Annotated in this window: 15 protein-coding genes and 1 other RNA gene; 8 read left to right on the top strand and 8 right to left on the bottom strand. The window is 65.0% G+C overall.

Annotated elements, in window-relative coordinates:
* The first annotated feature begins 267 nt into the window (after window positions 1–267).
* From XCC_RS02240 to XCC_RS02250, 3 genes are all read left to right on the top strand, one after another.
* Window positions 268–1,164 carry a tryptophan 2,3-dioxygenase gene (locus XCC_RS02240; RefSeq protein WP_011035685.1) on the top strand — a complete coding sequence of 299 codons (897 nt, stop codon included), beginning with the start codon at window positions 268–270 and terminating at the stop codon, window positions 1,162–1,164.
* A gap of 409 nt (window positions 1,165–1,573) precedes the next feature.
* The gene (locus XCC_RS02245) at window positions 1,574–3,094 is read left to right on the top strand and encodes a peptide MFS transporter (protein WP_011035686.1); all 1,521 of its coding nucleotides are present in this window, start codon (window positions 1,574–1,576) and stop codon (window positions 3,092–3,094) included.
* A gap of 11 nt (window positions 3,095–3,105) precedes the next feature.
* On the top strand, window positions 3,106–3,696 hold the full coding sequence (locus XCC_RS02250) for a thioredoxin family protein (RefSeq protein ID WP_011035687.1): 591 nt from the start codon (window positions 3,106–3,108) through the stop codon (window positions 3,694–3,696).
* Between the two features lie 489 nt (window positions 3,697–4,185).
* On the opposite strand, the gene XCC_RS02255 is transcribed toward XCC_RS02250, so the two are convergent.
* On the bottom strand, window positions 4,186–4,674 hold the full coding sequence (locus tag XCC_RS02255) for a MarR family winged helix-turn-helix transcriptional regulator (protein WP_011035688.1): 489 nt from the start codon (window positions 4,672–4,674) through the stop codon (window positions 4,186–4,188).
* A 122-nt stretch (window positions 4,675–4,796) separates the two neighbouring features.
* On the opposite strand from XCC_RS02255, the gene hppD reads away from it, so the two are divergent.
* The 4 genes from hppD to XCC_RS02275 all read left to right on the top strand — a co-directional run bounded on the left by hppD (window position 4,797) and on the right by XCC_RS02275 (window position 8,444).
* Complete coding sequence (gene hppD / locus XCC_RS02260) at window positions 4,797–5,912, top strand: 4-hydroxyphenylpyruvate dioxygenase (protein WP_019237191.1); 1,116 nt, start codon at window positions 4,797–4,799, stop codon at window positions 5,910–5,912.
* Window positions 5,913–6,189: 277 nt separating this feature from the next.
* Window positions 6,190–6,582, top strand: coding sequence for an endonuclease domain-containing protein (locus tag XCC_RS02265; RefSeq protein ID WP_011035690.1), 393 nt, complete (start codon window positions 6,190–6,192; stop codon window positions 6,580–6,582).
* A 99-nt stretch (window positions 6,583–6,681) separates the two neighbouring features.
* The gene (gene hmgA, locus XCC_RS02270) at window positions 6,682–7,986 is read left to right on the top strand and encodes a homogentisate 1,2-dioxygenase (RefSeq protein WP_019237192.1); all 1,305 of its coding nucleotides are present in this window, start codon (window positions 6,682–6,684) and stop codon (window positions 7,984–7,986) included.
* Window positions 7,987–8,364: 378 nt separating this feature from the next.
* A non-coding RNA gene (locus XCC_RS02275) (sX9 sRNA) lies at window positions 8,365–8,444 on the top strand.
* Between the two features lie 96 nt (window positions 8,445–8,540).
* On the opposite strand, the gene XCC_RS02280 is transcribed toward XCC_RS02275, so the two are convergent.
* Window positions 8,541–9,131, bottom strand: coding sequence for a hypothetical protein (locus XCC_RS02280; protein ID WP_019237194.1), 591 nt, complete (start codon window positions 9,129–9,131; stop codon window positions 8,541–8,543).
* Between the two features lie 191 nt (window positions 9,132–9,322).
* Between XCC_RS02280 and XCC_RS02285 the strand changes: the two genes are divergently transcribed.
* A complete protein-coding gene (locus XCC_RS02285; RefSeq protein WP_019237195.1) occupies window positions 9,323–9,973 on the top strand; it encodes a hypothetical protein in 651 nt (216 codons plus the stop codon).
* Between the two features lie 114 nt (window positions 9,974–10,087).
* Here the strand turns inward: XCC_RS02285 and XCC_RS02290 are convergent, their stop codons facing one another.
* Genes XCC_RS02290 through XCC_RS02315 form a run of 6 tightly spaced genes read right to left on the bottom strand, consistent with a single transcriptional unit; the run spans window position 10,088 to window position 16,049 of the window.
* Window positions 10,088–10,510 (bottom strand): Na+/H+ antiporter subunit G, encoded by a 423-nt coding sequence (locus XCC_RS02290; RefSeq protein WP_011035694.1) that lies wholly within the window; start codon window positions 10,508–10,510, stop codon window positions 10,088–10,090.
* Window positions 10,507–10,791 (bottom strand): K+/H+ antiporter subunit F, encoded by a 285-nt coding sequence (locus XCC_RS02295; RefSeq protein ID WP_011035695.1) that lies wholly within the window; start codon window positions 10,789–10,791, stop codon window positions 10,507–10,509. Before XCC_RS02295 ends, XCC_RS02290 begins: the two co-directional genes overlap by 4 nt.
* Window positions 10,788–11,294, bottom strand: coding sequence for a Na+/H+ antiporter subunit E (locus XCC_RS02300; protein ID WP_011035696.1), 507 nt, complete (start codon window positions 11,292–11,294; stop codon window positions 10,788–10,790). The genes XCC_RS02295 and XCC_RS02300 overlap by 4 nt, the downstream gene beginning before the upstream one ends.
* Window positions 11,291–12,850 carry a monovalent cation/H+ antiporter subunit D gene (locus XCC_RS02305; protein ID WP_011035697.1) on the bottom strand — a complete coding sequence of 520 codons (1,560 nt, stop codon included), beginning with the start codon at window positions 12,848–12,850 and terminating at the stop codon, window positions 11,291–11,293. The genes XCC_RS02300 and XCC_RS02305 overlap by 4 nt, the downstream gene beginning before the upstream one ends.
* Window positions 12,847–13,221, bottom strand: a complete 375-nt coding sequence (locus XCC_RS02310; protein ID WP_016945167.1) for a Na+/H+ antiporter subunit C — start codon at window positions 13,219–13,221, stop codon at window positions 12,847–12,849. The genes XCC_RS02305 and XCC_RS02310 overlap by 4 nt, the downstream gene beginning before the upstream one ends.
* Window positions 13,221–16,049: a monovalent cation/H+ antiporter subunit A gene (locus XCC_RS02315; protein ID WP_011035699.1), complete on the bottom strand. Its 2,829-nt coding sequence runs from the start codon at window positions 16,047–16,049 to the stop codon at window positions 13,221–13,223. The genes XCC_RS02310 and XCC_RS02315 overlap by 1 nt, the downstream gene beginning before the upstream one ends.
* Window positions 16,050–16,183: the final 134 nt, after the last annotated feature.

The raw sequence follows: 16,183 nt of genomic DNA on the forward strand, positions 1-16,183 counted from the left end.
GCAACGGACGCCTGGTTCATCCATCCCGGCCACCCGGGATGCGCATTCACTGGGGCCACGCCTCGAATGGTTACCGACCTGGACGGCACCGGCGCAGTTCGGTTCCATCCCGGCGGCGACGCCCATCCACTCTCAACCGCCAACCGCCAACCGCCAACCGCCAACCGCCAACCGCCAATCCCCAATCCCCAATCCCCAATCCCCAATCCCCAATCCCCAATCCCCGCCGCTGAGCTACCCTGACCGGCCCGATCCATTTGCATCGCCATGCCCGTCGACAAGAACCTGCGTGACCTGGAACCCGGCATCCACACCGATCTGGAAGGGCGGCTGACCTACGGCGGCTACCTGCGCCTGGACCAGTTGCTGAGTGCGCAGCAGCCCTTGTCCGAGCCGGCGCACCACGACGAAATGCTGTTCATCATCCAGCACCAGACCTCCGAGCTGTGGCTGAAACTGCTGGCCCACGAGCTGCGCGCGGCCATCGTGCACCTGCAGCGCGACGAGGTCTGGCAATGCCGCAAGGTGCTGGCGCGCAGCAAGCAGGTGCTGCGCCAGCTGACCGAGCAATGGTCGGTGCTGGAAACGCTGACCCCCAGCGAGTACATGGGCTTTCGCGATGTGCTCGGCCCCTCATCGGGCTTCCAGTCGCTGCAATACCGCTACATCGAGTTCCTGCTGGGCAACAAGAATCCGCAGATGCTGCAGGTGTTCGCCTATGACCCTGCCGGCCAGGCACGGCTGCGCGAAGTACTGGAAGCCCCGAGCCTGTACGAGGAATTCCTGCGCTACCTGGCGCGCTTCGGGCATGCGATTCCGCAGCAATACCAGGCCCGCGACTGGACCGCTGCGCACGTGGCCGACGACACGCTGCGGCCGGTGTTCGAGCGCATCTACGAAAATACCGACCGCTACTGGCGCGAATATTCGCTGTGCGAAGACCTGGTGGATGTGGAAACCCAGTTCCAGCTGTGGCGCTTCCGGCACATGCGCACGGTGATGCGGGTGATCGGCTTCAAACGCGGCACCGGCGGCTCCAGTGGCGTGGGGTTCCTGCAGCAGGCCCTGGCACTGACCTTCTTCCCGGAGCTGTTCGACGTGCGTACGTCCGTAGGCGTGGACAACCGACCGCCGCAGGGGAGTGCGGACGCTGGGAAGCGCTGAGCGAGGCAAAAAGCTTGGCAACGCAGGGGGGGCGCTGAAGCTCGGGAGAGCACTTGCTCGGGAAAGCACTTAGTGGAGAAGTTGCTCGAAGCCCCTCTCCCGGCGGGAGAGGGGTTGGGGTGAGGGTACGGGCCTCATCCCCGGGATCAGCTACTTGCTGATGCTCGTACTTCGGCGATCGGCACCACCCAGCGACATCGCACCCTCATCCGCCCTGCGGGCACCTTCTCCCAGCGGGAGAAGGGGAAGCGGGCATGCGGCGGTGGGAGATGCGGGCGTTTCCACCCGTCGTCATCCGGTCGCCGAGTCCGGCGAATTTGACGCGTACATGACGTCTAAGTGATCCTCGCGCGTCGCCCCGGGTTCGCCCCAGGCACCCAGCCATTACTGAATACGCAAGGGACACTTCATGAGCGTTGACGCTGCCGCGCCGACTTCCGCCTCCACTCCGCCGCAACCGCCTGCGCCTCCCCAGTTCCCCACCTTGCTCGGCCACCCCCGGCCGCTGTGGATGCTGTTCATGACCGAATTCTGGGAACGCTTTGCGTTCTACGGCATTCGTTGGGCGCTGGTGCTGTACATCGTGGCGCAGTTCTTCGGCGGCGAAGCCAGCGGCCAGGCCCCGGCCGGGCGCACCTACGGCGCCTATCTGGCGCTGGTGTACGCGGCGGCGATCTTCGGCGGCTACGTGGCCGACCGCGTGCTCGGCTACCAGCGCTCTATCCTGGTGGGCGCGGCGGTGATGGCCACGGGCCTGTTCCTGATCGCGGTGCCCAACCATGTGGTGTTCGAGATCGGCCTGGCCACGGTCGTGGTGGGCAACGGGCTGTTCAAACCCAACATCTCCACCATGGTCGGCAAGCTGTATTCGGTGGCCGACCCGCGCCGCGACAGCGGGTTCACCATCTTCTACATGGGCATCAACCTCGGCGCGATGATCTCGCCGGTGCTGACCCAGCTGCTGGCCGAAAAGGTCTTCGGCACCGAAGCCATGCCGTCCTACAAGATGGTGTTCATGGCCTCGGGCGTGGGCATGCTGATCAGCCTGGTCTGGTTCTGGATCGGCCGCCGTCAGCTGGCCGGCATCGGCGCACCGGCGCCCAACGCGCAGGGCATGGGCCGTGTGCTGATGGTGCTGGGCGGCTGCCTGGTGTCGATCCCGGTGGTGTATTTCCTGCTGGCAGTCGGCGCGGATGTGTTGCAGGCGGTGCTCACGGTGCTGTTCATCGGCCTGTCGGTGCTGCTGTTGATCGAAGGCATCCGCGAGGGCAAGGTGCAGCGCGACAAGGTGATCGCGATGCTGATCATCTTCGCCTTCAACGTGCTGTTCTGGATGTTCTTCGAACAGGCCGGCAGCTCTTTCACCTTCCTGGCCGACAACATCGTCAACCGCACCTTCGGCAATTGGACCTTCCCCACGGCGTGGTTCCAGTCGGTGAACTCCATCGCCATCATCGCCCTGGCGCCAGTGATTGCCTGGATCTGGGTCAAGTCCGGCCGCTTCAACCCGTCCATTCCGCGCAAGTTCGGCCTGGGCCTGATCTTCAACGGTCTGGCGTTCCTGCTGCTGATGTTTGCGCTTTCCAGCCTGGTGAGCGACGCCGGCAAGATCCCGTTCTGGACCTTGTTCATGGTCTACGTGATTCAGTCGGTGGGTGAGCTGTGCCTGTCGCCGATCGGCCTGTCGATGGTGACCAAGCTGGCCCCGGTGCGCCTGGTCGGTTTCGGGATGGGCGGCTGGTTTTTGTCTACCGGCATCGGCAACAACCTGTCGGGCATTTTTGCCGGCCATGTCAGCGGTAGCGAAGGCATGAGCGTGTCCTCGGCCCTGGGCGGGTATACCTTCGGGTTCTGGGCCCTGCTGGGCGCTGGCGCGTTGCTGTTCCTGGTCGCGCCGTTGATCAACAAACTGATGCATGGTGTGAAGTGAGGAGAACCGCAATGCGGATCAAAGCGACTGTCTGTGGCCTGCTGATGGCAGGTCTGTTGAGCGCCTGCGGGCAGCCCACCGACCAGCAACAGGCGCCACGGCCGCTGGACACTTCCATGCAAAAACCACCCAGTGCCGATCCCAGCCAGCCGGTGTCCTCGGGCAACACGCCCACCGCGGCGGATATCGCTGCGGCGGCCGCGCTCAATGCGCAGTACGACCCCTCGCGCGATCCGGCAGCGGATCTGGAAACGGCCAAGGTCGAAGCCAAGCGCGGTGGCAAGCGCATCGTGCTCAATGTCGGCAATGCCGCGTGCGCGCCGTGCCAGGCACTGGACGAGGTGATGGGCGGCGATGCGGAGCTGCGCAGCTTTCGCGACGCGCATTTCGTGGTGGTCAAGGTCAACCGCGATGCGTCCAACGAGAATGCCGCGTTCCTGTCGCAGTTCGCCCAGCTCAACGACTTTCCCTCGCTGCTGGTGCTGGACAACGACGGCAAGCCCTTGACGCTGCAGGCCGGCCCGGAACTGCGCAAGGGCGATGGCTACGACCGCAAGAAGCTGTTCGACTTTCTCAAGCAGTGGGCACCGCCGGAAGCCTGAGCACGGTTCCTGCTGGAGTTACAACAAAACCCCCCGCCAGTGCGGGGGTTTTTGTTGGGTGTGGCTTGCTGGATCGCTGCGTGCCGCATGTGCCCAAGCCGATCCGGGCGTGCAGGTGCGTGGCAGTGGACGCCCAGCAGCGCAGATAACCGATGCGGTGGTGCAGGTACGTGCTGTCTAGCGCGCGGCACCGCGCTCTGCGGGCGGATGGCGCGCTGACGCCGGCTGCGAATGCGCGCGCGGGAAGCGACGCAGTGGGCGGCGAACCTGTGACCGCGCAAGACCGCGCGGCTCTGCTTGCATAGCCGCGGGTCGCGGCATACGTCGCAGGCCAACGCCACAGCACATGCAACGCTGGCCGCACCAGCCTTACGCCACCAGCATCCGGCGCATCAAACAGACCGCAGGCGTGCTCTTCCAGAACGCGGATGGCGCACAGCGCACGACCGAACCAGCGCTTCTCCCCGAAGCTGCACCGCAAACCCGCACTCAGTCCTTGCTGGCCATCCGCGGCAACCCGTCCTTGGCCAGGCGGTCGATCAGCCGTTCCAGCGTCTGCTGTTCTTCGGCGCTGAACACCGACATCAGCCGCTGCTCCATCTCGTTGACCAGCGGTGCCACGGTCTCGTACACCTGGCGCCCGGCCGGCGACAGCGCCAGCATCGAGCGGCGGCGGTCGTCGCCGTGCGTTTCGCGCCGGATGAAGCCCCGTTCCAGCAGGCGCGCCACCGCGCGGCTGACGGCAACTTTGTCCATCGCCGTGCGGTCTGACACTTCACTGGCCGAGGAGCCCGGATACAGTGCCAGGATGGTGATCACCCGCCACTCGGGAATGGCCATGCCATAGCGGTCGCCGTAGACCTTGGCGATGTTGCCGCTGATGCGGTTGGACAGCACGCTGAGGCGATAGGGCAGGAACTGCTCGAGGTTGAGCAGGACGGGATGCGGCGACGGTGTGGGGGTGTCGAGATCGCTCATGTTGCACTGTGTCTTGATTTTGGTTTCATTTGCAACTACAAACGGAGGGTGGCCTGCGCATTCTCGCGGGTCTTCTGCCACCCCGCATAGCCCCGCGGGCGCCCTAGCGTGGAGAAACGACGATGAGCGCACAACCGAACACCACTGCAACGCGCCCGGACCCGGGCATGCAGGTCACCACCTTCGAAAATCCGATGGGCATCGACGGGTTCGAATTCGTCGAATTCGCCGCCCCCGCCGGCCAGGCCGCGCAGTTGCACGACTACTTCCGCAAGATGGGCTTCACCGCGGTGCTGCGCCATCGCAGCCGCCCGATCACCGTGTATCGCCAGGGCGGGGTGAACTTTCTGCTCAACGAAGACCCGGATTCGTTCGCGGCCGATTTCGCCGCCGCCCACGGCCCGTGCGCCTGCGGTTTTGCGATCCGCTTCCGCACCCCGGCCGACACCGTGCTGCAGACCGTGCTCGGCAACGGCGGCGAAGCCGTGCAGAAGAAGCCCGACATGCGCGCGGTGCCGGCGCCGGTGGTCAAGGGCATTGGCGATTGCATGCTGTACCTGGTGGACCGCTACGGCGAGGCGGGGAGCATCTACGACGCCGACTACGAGGCAATCGAAGGCGCCGACCAGCACCCGGCCGGCTTCGGGCTCACCTTCATCGACCACCTGACCCACAACCTGTACTTCGGCAACATGCAGCAGTGGTCGGATTACTACGAGCGGCTGTTCAACTTCCGCGAGATCCGCTACTTCGACATCAAGGGCGCCAAGACCGGTTTGGTGTCCAAGGCGATGACTGCCCCGGACGGCATTGTGCGCATTCCGCTCAATGAGTCTTCCGACCCGAAGAGCCAGATCAACGAATACCTGGACGCGTATCAGGGCGAAGGCATTCAGCACATCGCCTGCTTCACCGACGACATCTACACCTCGGTGGAACGGATGCGCGCTGCCGGCGTCACATTCCTGGACACGCCGGACACCTATTTCGACGTGGTGGACCTGCGCATTCCCGATCATGGTGAAGACGTCGAGCGCCTGCGTCGCAACAAGATCCTGATCGACGCCGACGTGGACACCAAACAGCGCAAGTTGCTGCAGATCTTCACCACCAACTGCATCGGCCCGATCTTCTTCGAGATCATCCAGCGCAAGGGCAATGAAGGCTTCGGCGAAGGCAACTTCCAGGCCTTGTTCGAAAGCATCGAGCGCGATCAGATGAAGCGTGGGGTGCTTTGATAGCCGGGATGGGTGATTCGCTACTCGGGATTTGTGGTTGCTGCCATTAATTGCTTCGGTGCGGTTTTGAGTGGTGCAGATTGTTGCGGTGCCGCGCCTGGCTGCCCGTGATGTCGGATGTGGTTCCGGTACGGATCCGACGAAGCGAGCGGCAAGTGGTCGCGATCAAGCACGACCAGTCAAGGCATTTTTCTGACAACACACAGCAACGAAGACGCACGTAGTCAAAGCCCCTCTCCCTGCGGGAGAGGGGTTGGGGTGAGGGTACGGTGGAGCGATGAAAATCAAACCACCATTACCCACTGTCACACGCACCCATGCGCGCGCATTACGCAAAGAGCTGACAGACGCAGAACGCGCACTTTGGCGCTGTCTACGCAGCAACCAGCTACACGATTTCAAGTTCAGACGTCAGCATCCGATTCCGCCCTACATCGCAGATTTTTGTTGTATCGATGCAGCATTGATTATTGAGCTGGATGGATCGCAGCACCAAGCATCCAGCGATCAGGCAAGGACGCGGTGGCTTCAATCGAAGGGATGGACAGTGCTGCGCTTCTGGAATAACGATGTGTTGTTTTCGCTGGATGCGGTGGTTGAAACGATCTTCAAGATGGTCGCTACGCCGTACCCTCACCCCAACCCCTCTCCCGGTGGGAGAGGGGCTTGATCCGCCAGGCTTGAGCTCTTTTTCGGTAAGAGCGGCTTGATCCAACTCGATCCCACCCTTCTGCTGTCGTGGAGGGCGGGTCAACATCCGGACGCACCCATGCACAACGACCAGCGTTACATGACCGGCTTCGGCAATGAATTCGCCAGCGAGGCAGTAGCCGATACCTTGCCGGTTGGCCAGAACTCGCCGCAGCGTGTGGCGCACGGGCTGTATGCCGAGCAGTTGTCGGGTACTGCATTCACCGCGCCGCGCGGCGAAAATCGGCGCAGTTGGCTGTACCGCATGCGTCCTGCTGCGGTGCACGGGACGTTCTCGCTGATCGAGCAGTCGCAGTTCCACAACGATTTCGGCCACGGACCGGTGCCGCCGGACCAGTTGCGCTGGAGCCCGCTGCCGTTGCCGCAGACACCCACCGATTTCATCGATGGCCTGTACACCATGGCCGGGAATGGTAGCCCCGAAGCAATGAATGGCGTGGCCGTGCATCTGTATGCGGCCAATGCCTCCATGCAGGATCGCTTCTTCTATAACGCCGACGGCGAGCTGCTGCTGGTGCCGCAACTCGGGCGCCTGCGCGTGCACACCGAGCTCGGCATGCTCGAGCTGGAGCCGCAGCAGATCGGGGTGATTCCGCGCGGCGTGCGCTTCCGGGTCGAGCTACGCGACGGCACCGCACGTGGCTATGTCTGCGAGAACTTCGGTGGTTTGCTGCACCTGCCCGACCTGGGGCCGATTGGCAGTAATGGCCTGGCGAATCCGCGCGACTTCGAAACCCCGTGTGCGGCCTTCGAGCAACGCGAAGGCCGCTTTGAACTGGTGGCCAAATTCCAGGGCCACCTGTGGCGTGCGGACATCGGCCATTCGCCACTGGACGTGGTGGCCTGGCACGGCAACTACGCGCCGTACCGCTACGACCTGCGCCGCTTCAACACCATCGGCTCGATTAGCTTCGATCATCCAGACCCGAGTATTTTTACGGTGCTGACCTCGCCCAGCGACACGCACGGCACGGCCAACATGGATTTCGCGATCTTCCCGCCGCGCTGGCTGGTGGCGCAGCACACCTTCCGCCCACCGTGGTTCCACCGCAATGTGGCCAGCGAGTTCATGGGGCTGGTGCACGGCGTGTACGACGCCAAGGCCGACGGCTTCGCGCCGGGCGGTGCGTCGCTGCACAACTGCATGAGCGGCCACGGCCCGGACGCGGCCACCTTCGACAAGGCCTCGCAAGCGGACCTGTCGCGGCCGGACGTCATCACCGAGACGATGGCCTTCATGTTCGAAACCCGCGCCGTGCTGCGCCCCACCGCGCAAGCGCTGCACGCACCGCATCGGCAGGGCGATTATCAGCAGTGCTGGGCGGGGTTGCGCAAAGCATTTCAGGCGCCGCCGGCTAGCTGAGTGCGGTAGCGACGGCGCAATAGTGTGGTGTTGAGCGGTGCCGCTCATGACGCTGCATGCTGTTGCGCATCAACCCTAGGCCTCGCAACAGCACGAGCGTTCCGAAGCATCCTCGATGGCCTTTGCGATTTGCTGAGGTATATGGGCGGTTAACCAGCGACCAAATGCAAAACGCGGGTGACGCCTGGTTGCTACGTTTACGTCGGACCCATCGGGTTCATCGCCAGCTGCATAGCGACAGCATCGGCAGCAATGCAGCTGATAAGGAGCTTACGTTTCATCAGTTGCATCGCGTGACCAGCTGGCGTTGAGCTAAGAGCAGCTATCAAAAACGACTGCACGGCCGCCAGGCGGGCGCGGCCGCTGCACGGAATCGGCATGTACCCCTTACACTCCGGTTCCTCCGCGCCGCCGGCCGCATCCACCTGACAACAACTGCTCGCTACGTTTTATTAGCTGCTCCAAGCCAGCATCTTGATGGCATGCCGTAAGTTGATTGCAGCCACCGCATTCGTTTCCAAGCACATGCGTCGTGCTACCCATCGCCGCGTCAACTAAACCGATGCCTTATCCGCATGGCGCACGATTGATTCCGCAGCCGCTGCAGTCGCTTCACCCAACATGTCAGGCAGCAACTCCGCACTGCGCGTACGCACGCGTTCGGCATAACTGGCCGAGGTGAATTGCGGCAAGGCCTGCAGCGCCTCAGCGATGGCGGCATGAATCTCGATGTCGCTGCGTGCGGCCTGCAGGCGACGGTGCAGCAGGACCGCCACCGGGTTGCGCTGCAACTGCAGGATATCCAGCAGATACAGGCGTGCGTTGGTGGTCGCGCGCCGCCGCTGCCGTTGTTGTTCTTCTTCGCTCAGCAAGGGTGCTGCCGGCTCGGCGTCGCTGGGTGCTGAAGGTGCTGCGGCGGAGGCGGGAGGCGCCGCGTTGGTCGCCACGTTTGCACCCAGGTGCAGATAGCCCAGCGCGCACAAGGTCTGCACCAGCGTGGCGGCCTCGCCGCCCAGCAGCGCCGCCAGGGTGTCCAGATCGCGCTGGCCATCGGCCAGGATCAGTGCACGGCGCTGCAGCAAGGTCAGCGGGCTGCGATGGGATTGCAGCGCGGTCAGGGCGAGATCGGTCTTGCGTGGGTACATGGCGGCGGTCCTGCGAAGCCGCCAGGGTGACTGTCGCCAATGAAGCGACGATGACATCGGCGCGACCGCATGACAGCAGGCGCCGTGAACACCCCAAGCCGCGCACCTGCCACGCCCCGAATACGCAACGCCTGCACATGGCCGCGATGCGCACTGTGTAGGCTGATGGCGACTTGGTGGGGAGTGCAGGCATGACATCCAGACTGATTGCAGTGATCGCGTTCGCGGCATTGGCCACCGGCTGCAGCCGCACCGCTGAAACCCCGGCCGCGGATGACGCCGCTGCGTCCAGCCCGCCGGCAGCGCCCGCCGCCGAGGCGGACCAACCGCGCGGCGACGTTCCGCCGGCCACCGCGCCGCCGGGCAGCCTGCCGCCACGCCTGCGTCAGGACCCGGCCGCATTGGCGCGCCTGGATGGCTATGGCGACCTGCGCCTGGGCATGGACGCCGCGCAGGCGCGTGCGGCTTGGGGCGGTGCCTTACGTGGCGATGCAGCGGCCGACGGCGGTTGCTACCTGTTGCGCCCGCAGTGGGCCGACGACGCGCGCCGCTTCGGTTTCATGTTCGAGGGCGACCGGCTGGTGCGTTACCAGACCAACGAGCCCAAGGAAGTGGCGCCCGGTGGCGGGCGGGTGGGCATGACCGTCGCCGAGGTGCGCGCGCTGTATCCCGATGGCCTGGCGGAACAACCGCACAAGTACATCCCCGGTGCGCTGAGCCTGCGGCATGCCGACGCCCAATCGCAAAGCGCGCTGGTGTTCGACATCGATGCCAACGGCAAGGTGACCAACTGGCGCGTGGGGGTGGCGCCGCAGGTGGATTACGTGGAAGGCTGCGGCTGATCCGGGCAGCGCAGCGCGCGGTGCTGTGCGTCAGTGTCGGCTGCGTTCAATGACGTAAACCCGCATCGAACGCAGCATCGCGGGACAACCGGAGTGCGCTGACCAGTCAATCCATCAACCGCTGGAGTTGTGCTCCGACGTCGACCGGTCCGGCGTGGTTTCCATGTTCTCGCCCACATCGCCTTGCGCCGGCGGCAGCCCTTCTTTTTGCATGTCGCCGTGGTTGGGGACTTCCGGGCGGTCTTCCATCATCAGCGACAGCGCGGCCTTGGCCATCAGGTGGGCGCTGATTGGCGCGGTGATGAACAGGAACACGGTGATCAGCAATTCGCGCGGTTGCGGGTCCACACCCAGGAACAGGTGATAGCCGACCGAGCCCAGCAGTACGCAACCCACGCCCAGCGTGCTGGCCTTGGTGGGTGCATGCAGGCGCTTGAAGAAGTCCGACAACTTCACCAGCCCGAACGCGCCGATCAGGATGAAGAAGGTGCCCACCAGCAGCAATGCGCTGAGCAGATATTCGGTGAGCGCGATCATTCGACGATATCCCGGCGCAGCACGTACTTGCTGAGCACCACCGTGCTGCCGAAGCCCAGCATGGCGATCACCAGGGCGGCCTCGAAATAAATCGGCGAATCCAGGTACATGCCCAGCAACATCAGCTCGGCAATGGCGGTGATGGAGAGCGTGTCCAGCGCCAGGATGCGGTCCGGCACGGTGGGCCCGCGCAGCAGCCGCCAGAGCGACATCAACATGGCCAGCGCCACCGCATGCATGCAGACAACGATGGTCGTTTCGATGAAGGTATGGCCGGTCATGGAAAGATCTCCATCAGGGGCGTTTCATAGCGTGACTTGATCTCGGCGATCAGCGCATCCGGGTCATCCAGATGCAGCACATGCACGAGCAGGTATTTGCGGTCGTCCGACAGCGCCGCTGACACCGTGCCCGGCGTCAACGTGATCATGCTGGTGAGCGCGGCGATGCCGTGGATATTCTCGATGTCCAGCGGCACCCAGATAAAGCCGGGGTGGATACGCGATTCCGGCCCCAGCACCTGCAGCGCCACCTTGATGTTGGAGCGCACGATATCGACAGCGGCCACCAGCAGCATGCGCGGTACCGAACGCAACGAACCGATGCGCGCGAACTCGCGGTCCAGCCGCGCGGCGAAGATCGGCACCACCCAGCCGAGCAGCAGGCCGAGCACCCACTGCTGCGGCCCGAAGCTATCGCTGAGCAGCAGCCAGAACAGAAACACCATCACGCTCAACGGGCGCGAGGGAAACAGCCGGCGTTGCCAGGACACCTGTGCGCTCATGGCTGCCTCCGTTGCGGCGTGGTCCCGCGCACCTGTTCCAAATACGCGCCGGGGTCACGCAGCTGCGCACCGGCCGCATCGGTGTAATGCATCAACGGGCCGGCACCGATCGTCATCGCCACCAAGCCGCTCAACAGGATGATCGTGGCGGCTGTTTCCACCGGGCGCATGCGCGCGCGCCGTTGCGGCAGGCGCTCCGGTGCGTCGTCCTCGACCGCCTCTTCCACCGCCTCTGGAACGCGCCAGAACAGGCGCACACCTGCACGCGTGAGGCCGATCACCACCAGCAAACTGCTGCCCAGCACCGCACCCCATACCGGGGCCACCAGGTCGGCGGGCACATGCTGCAGTAGCGCGGCCTTGGCCAGGAACCCGGACAGCGGTGGCAGGCCAGCCACGGCAACAGCCGCAATCATGAACATCGCGCCGGGAATCGCCCGCCCAGGCAGTGGGGCAACCACTTCCTTGCGATCGCTGGCGCGACCACGGCGCCGGCGGATCAGGTCCGACACCATGAACAACGCCGCCGCCACAAAGCAGCTATGCGGCAGGTAATACAGGCCGGCGCCCAGCGCACGTGCATCGTCCAGCGAGAAGGCGATGAACAACGTCGCCGCCGAAAACACCACCAGGTACGACACCATCACCCGCAGCCGCGATGCCGCCATCACGCCGAAGGCCGCCATCACCAGCGTGCCGATGCCCAGCCACAACAGCGCGTGCCGGCCGAAGCCGTGCAATGCGCCTGCGCCGGCACCGAACCACAACGACGACACCCGCAGCACCGCGTACAGGCCCACCTTGGTCATGATGGCGAACAAGGCCGCCACCGAGGCCGGTGCGCGCGAATAGGTTTCCGGCAGCCACAGGTACAGCGGCAGCAGTGCGGCCTTGCTGCAGAACACCAGCAACAACAATCCCAGGGTGGCCTTCGCCAGCGGCACGTCCGCTGCGGGCAGGGTGGCGATGCGCTGCGACAGCTCGGCCATGTTGAGCGTGCCGAACAAACCGAACAACAGCCCCAGCGCAATCAGGAACAGCGTCGAGGCGCAGACGTTGAACACCACGTAGTGCAGGCCGATACGCATCTGCAACCCGCGCCCGCCGCTGAGCAGCAGGCCGTAGGAGGCGATCAGCATCACCTCGAAGAACACGAACAGATTGAAGATGTCGCCGGTCAGAAATGCCCCGTTCAAGCCCATCAGCTGGAACTGGAACAGCGCATGGAAATGTGGCGCGCGGCGGTCCCAGCCGGCGCAGGCGTGCAGCAGGCAGGCCGCGCCCAGCACCAGCGTGGTCATCAGCATCCACGCGGCCAGCCGGTCGCCCATCAGCACGATGCCCAGCCGCGCCGGCCAGTCGCCCAGCAGGTACACCAGTACCTCGCCGTGCGCAGCGCGAGCGAACAGGGCGACCACTGCCACCGCCAGCAGGGCCATGCTGGTCCAGGCCACGGCGCGTTGCACACGCGGCCCATAGCGGCGGTGTTCGACAAACAACGACGCCGACGCGCCGAGCATCGGGATCAGGATCGGCAGGATCAGCAGATGGTTCATCGGCGCGCCTCACGCGTGTCTTCGCCGGTATCCGCATCTTCGTGCGCATCCACGTGGTCGCTGCCGTTGTCGCTGCGGCTGCGGATCGCCAGCACCAGGCTTACCGCGGTCATCGCGAAGGCAATCACGATCGCGGTGAGCACCAGCGCCTGCGGCAGCGGGTCGGTGTGCTGGCTCAGGTCGGCGGAAATGCCGTCGCGTAGCACGGGCGGCTGCCCGCTGCGCAGGCGCCCACCGGCGAAGATCAGCAGGTTGGTCGCATACGACAGGAAGGTGAGCCCCAGGATCACATCGAAACTGCGCGCACGCAGCAGCAGGTAGATCGCCAGAGCGGTGAGCACGCCGATCGCGCTTGCCAGTGCCAGTTCCATCAATGCTGCTCCGCAGTGCGCGTCGAACGCTGGGTGGGATCGATCTCGCCGCGATGCGAGTCGCGGGTGCGCGAGGGTTTGATCGTGCCCATCATCGACAGCATCAACATCGCCGCACCGAACACCACCAGATACACGCCGGTGTCGAAGCCCAACGCGCTGGCCAGCTCCAGCTCGCCCAGCCATCCCAGCGGAATCTCGGCGTGCCCGCTGGTGAGGAACGGCCGGCCGAACAGCAGCGAGCCGGCACCACTGAGCAGTGCGCACAACAGCCCGATGCCGATCAGGCGGATGTAGTCGAACCCGAAGCGCGACTCCACCGACGCCGCGCCCTGGATCACGTATTGCATCAGCAACGGTACCGCCAACACCAGGCCGGCAATGAAGCCGCCGCCGGGCGCGTTGTGGCCGCGCAGGAACAGGAACAGCGACACCGTGAGCGTCAGCGGGAACATGATCTGCGCCAGATCCGCCGGCACCGGCAGCTTGATCGCCGGGCCGGGCATGGTGCGTTCCGGGGCCATGCGCGAGCGCCGCAGCAGCGCGTGCACCACCAGCCCGGCGATGGCGAACACGGTGATCTCGCCAAACGTATCGAAACCGCGGAAGTCCACCAGGATCACGTTGACCACGTTGCGCCCGTACGCCTCCGGCAAAGCGCGCTGCAGCATCTCGCCAGCGATGGTCGGGCTGGGCTGGGTCATCAACGTGTAGGCCAGCGCCGCCAGGCCGCCGCCGGCAACGACAGCAATGCAGGCATCGCGGACTTTACGCAGCGGCGCGCGTTCCGGGCGCGAGGTTTCCGGCAGGTAGTTCATCGCCAGCAGCATCAGCACCAGCGTCACCATCTCCACCAGCAACTGCGTCAGTGCCAGGTCCGGTGCAGACAGGAACACAAAGGTCAGGCTCACCGCCAACCCGGTGCCGCCCAGCACCAGCACTGCCAGCAAGCGTTGCCGGTACAGGAACAGGCTGCCCAGCGCGCAGGCCAGCATCAGCAGCCACAACGCCCAGCCCAGCAACGGCATGGGCGCCGGTGTCGGCCACGGTCGCAACGCGCCGCCCTGCAGGAACGGCACCAGCGCCACCACCACCGCACTGAGCACCAGCAGCATCAACATGCGCTGCAGGTTGCCGTTGGTGATCGCATCGGTGGCGCGTGCGGAGGCGGCGAACAGCGCCCGCAGATTCCAGTTGAACAAGGCCTTGCCCGGTGAGCGGTTTTCGATCGCGTACAGATCCAGCAGCTTGCGCAGTGCCATGTACAGCAGCACGCCGCCCACCACGCCGGCGATGCTCATCGCCAGCGGCCAGTTCAACCCGTGCCACAGCGCCAGGCTGTAATCGGGCAGGCGATCGCCCAGGATCGCGCTGGCGCCGGCACGCAGCACCGGGGCCACCGTCCAGGCCGGCACGATGCCCACCGCCACGCAGGTCAGCACCAGCACTTCCACCGGAATCTTCATCCAGCGCGGCGGCTCGTGCGGGGTGCGGTCCAGGTCGCGCGGGCCCTGGCCGAAGAAGGTGTCGTGCACAAAGCGCAGGCTGTAGGCCACGCCGAGCAGGCCGGCCATCAGCGCCGCGCCGCTGGCGAGCAGGCGCAGCAACTGCGGGCCTTCGGCCTCCAGCGCCACGGCGAAGAACATTTCCTTCGAGAGGAACCCGTTGAGCAGCGGAATGCCGGCCATCGCCAGCGACGCGGTGATCGCCAGTGCGCTGGTGAACGGCATCAGGCGGCGCAGGTTGCCCAGCTTGCGCATGTCGCGCGTGCCGGTCTCGTGGTCGATGATGCCGGCGGCCATGAACAGCGAGGCCTTGAACACCGCGTGGTTGAGGATGTGGAACACGCCGGCCACCACCGCCATCGGCGTGGACAGGCCGAACAGCATGGTGATCAGGCCCAGGTGCGAGATGGTCGAATATGCCAGCACGCCCTTGAGATCGTGCTGAAAAATCGCATGCCATGCGCCCAGCAGCACGGTGATCGCGCCGATGCTGGTCACCGTGTACAGGAACAGGTCGGTGCCGGCCAGCGCCGGGTGCAGGCGCGCCAGCAGGAACACGCCGGCTTTGACCATCGTGGCCGAATGCAGATACGCCGACACCGGTGTGGGCGCGGCCATCGCATGCGGCAACCAGAAGTGGAACGGAAACTGCGCGCTCTTGGTAAAGATGCCAAGCAGCACCAGCACCAGCGCATACGGGTACAGCGGGCTTGCACGGATCAGATCACCCGAGGCCAGCACTGCATCCAGCTGAAAACTGCCAACGATGCGGCCGATCAGCAGCACCCCGCCCAGCAACGCCAGGCCGCCGCCGGCAGTGAGCACCAACGCCATGCGTGCGCCTTCGCGCGCATCCTTGCGATGCGACCAGAAGCCGATCAGCAGGAAGGAACTGAGGCTGGTGAGTTCCCAGAACACCATCAGCAGCAGCAGGTTGCCCGACAGCACCATGCCCAGCATCGCGCCCATGAACAGCAACAAATACGCGAAGAAGCGCGAGGCGCTATCGCGTGCACTCAGGTAGTAATGCGCATACATCACCACCAGCGCGCCGATCGCCAGCACCAGCAGCGCGAACATCCAGGCCAGCCCGTCCATGCGCAGCGAGAACAGCAGCCCGATCTGCGGTAACCAGGCATGTTGGCTGCGGATGATTTCCCCGCGCAGCACCGCCGGTGTCAGCAGTGCCAGGATGCCCAGGCCGGCCAACGGCGCGGCCGCAGCCAACCACGCAGTGATCGAACGGGAGGTGCGCCACGACAGCGCCACGGCGGCCGCCATCAGGAACGGCAGCGCGAGCAGAATTTCCAACGGTGCAGGCATGCAGGGAACACGAGATTCGCGAGCAGGCCAGAGAGCTTAACAAACCGTTGACTAACGCCGGCGTCAAGGTGAGTGCGCGCCCGTCGGGAAAACGACAGGATGTGCCGTCGCACCGCCGCGTTGCACTCGGTATG

The sequence above is a fragment of the Xanthomonas campestris pv. campestris str. ATCC 33913 genome (assembly GCF_000007145.1).
In the GTDB taxonomy this organism is placed as follows: domain Bacteria; phylum Pseudomonadota; class Gammaproteobacteria; order Xanthomonadales; family Xanthomonadaceae; genus Xanthomonas; species Xanthomonas campestris.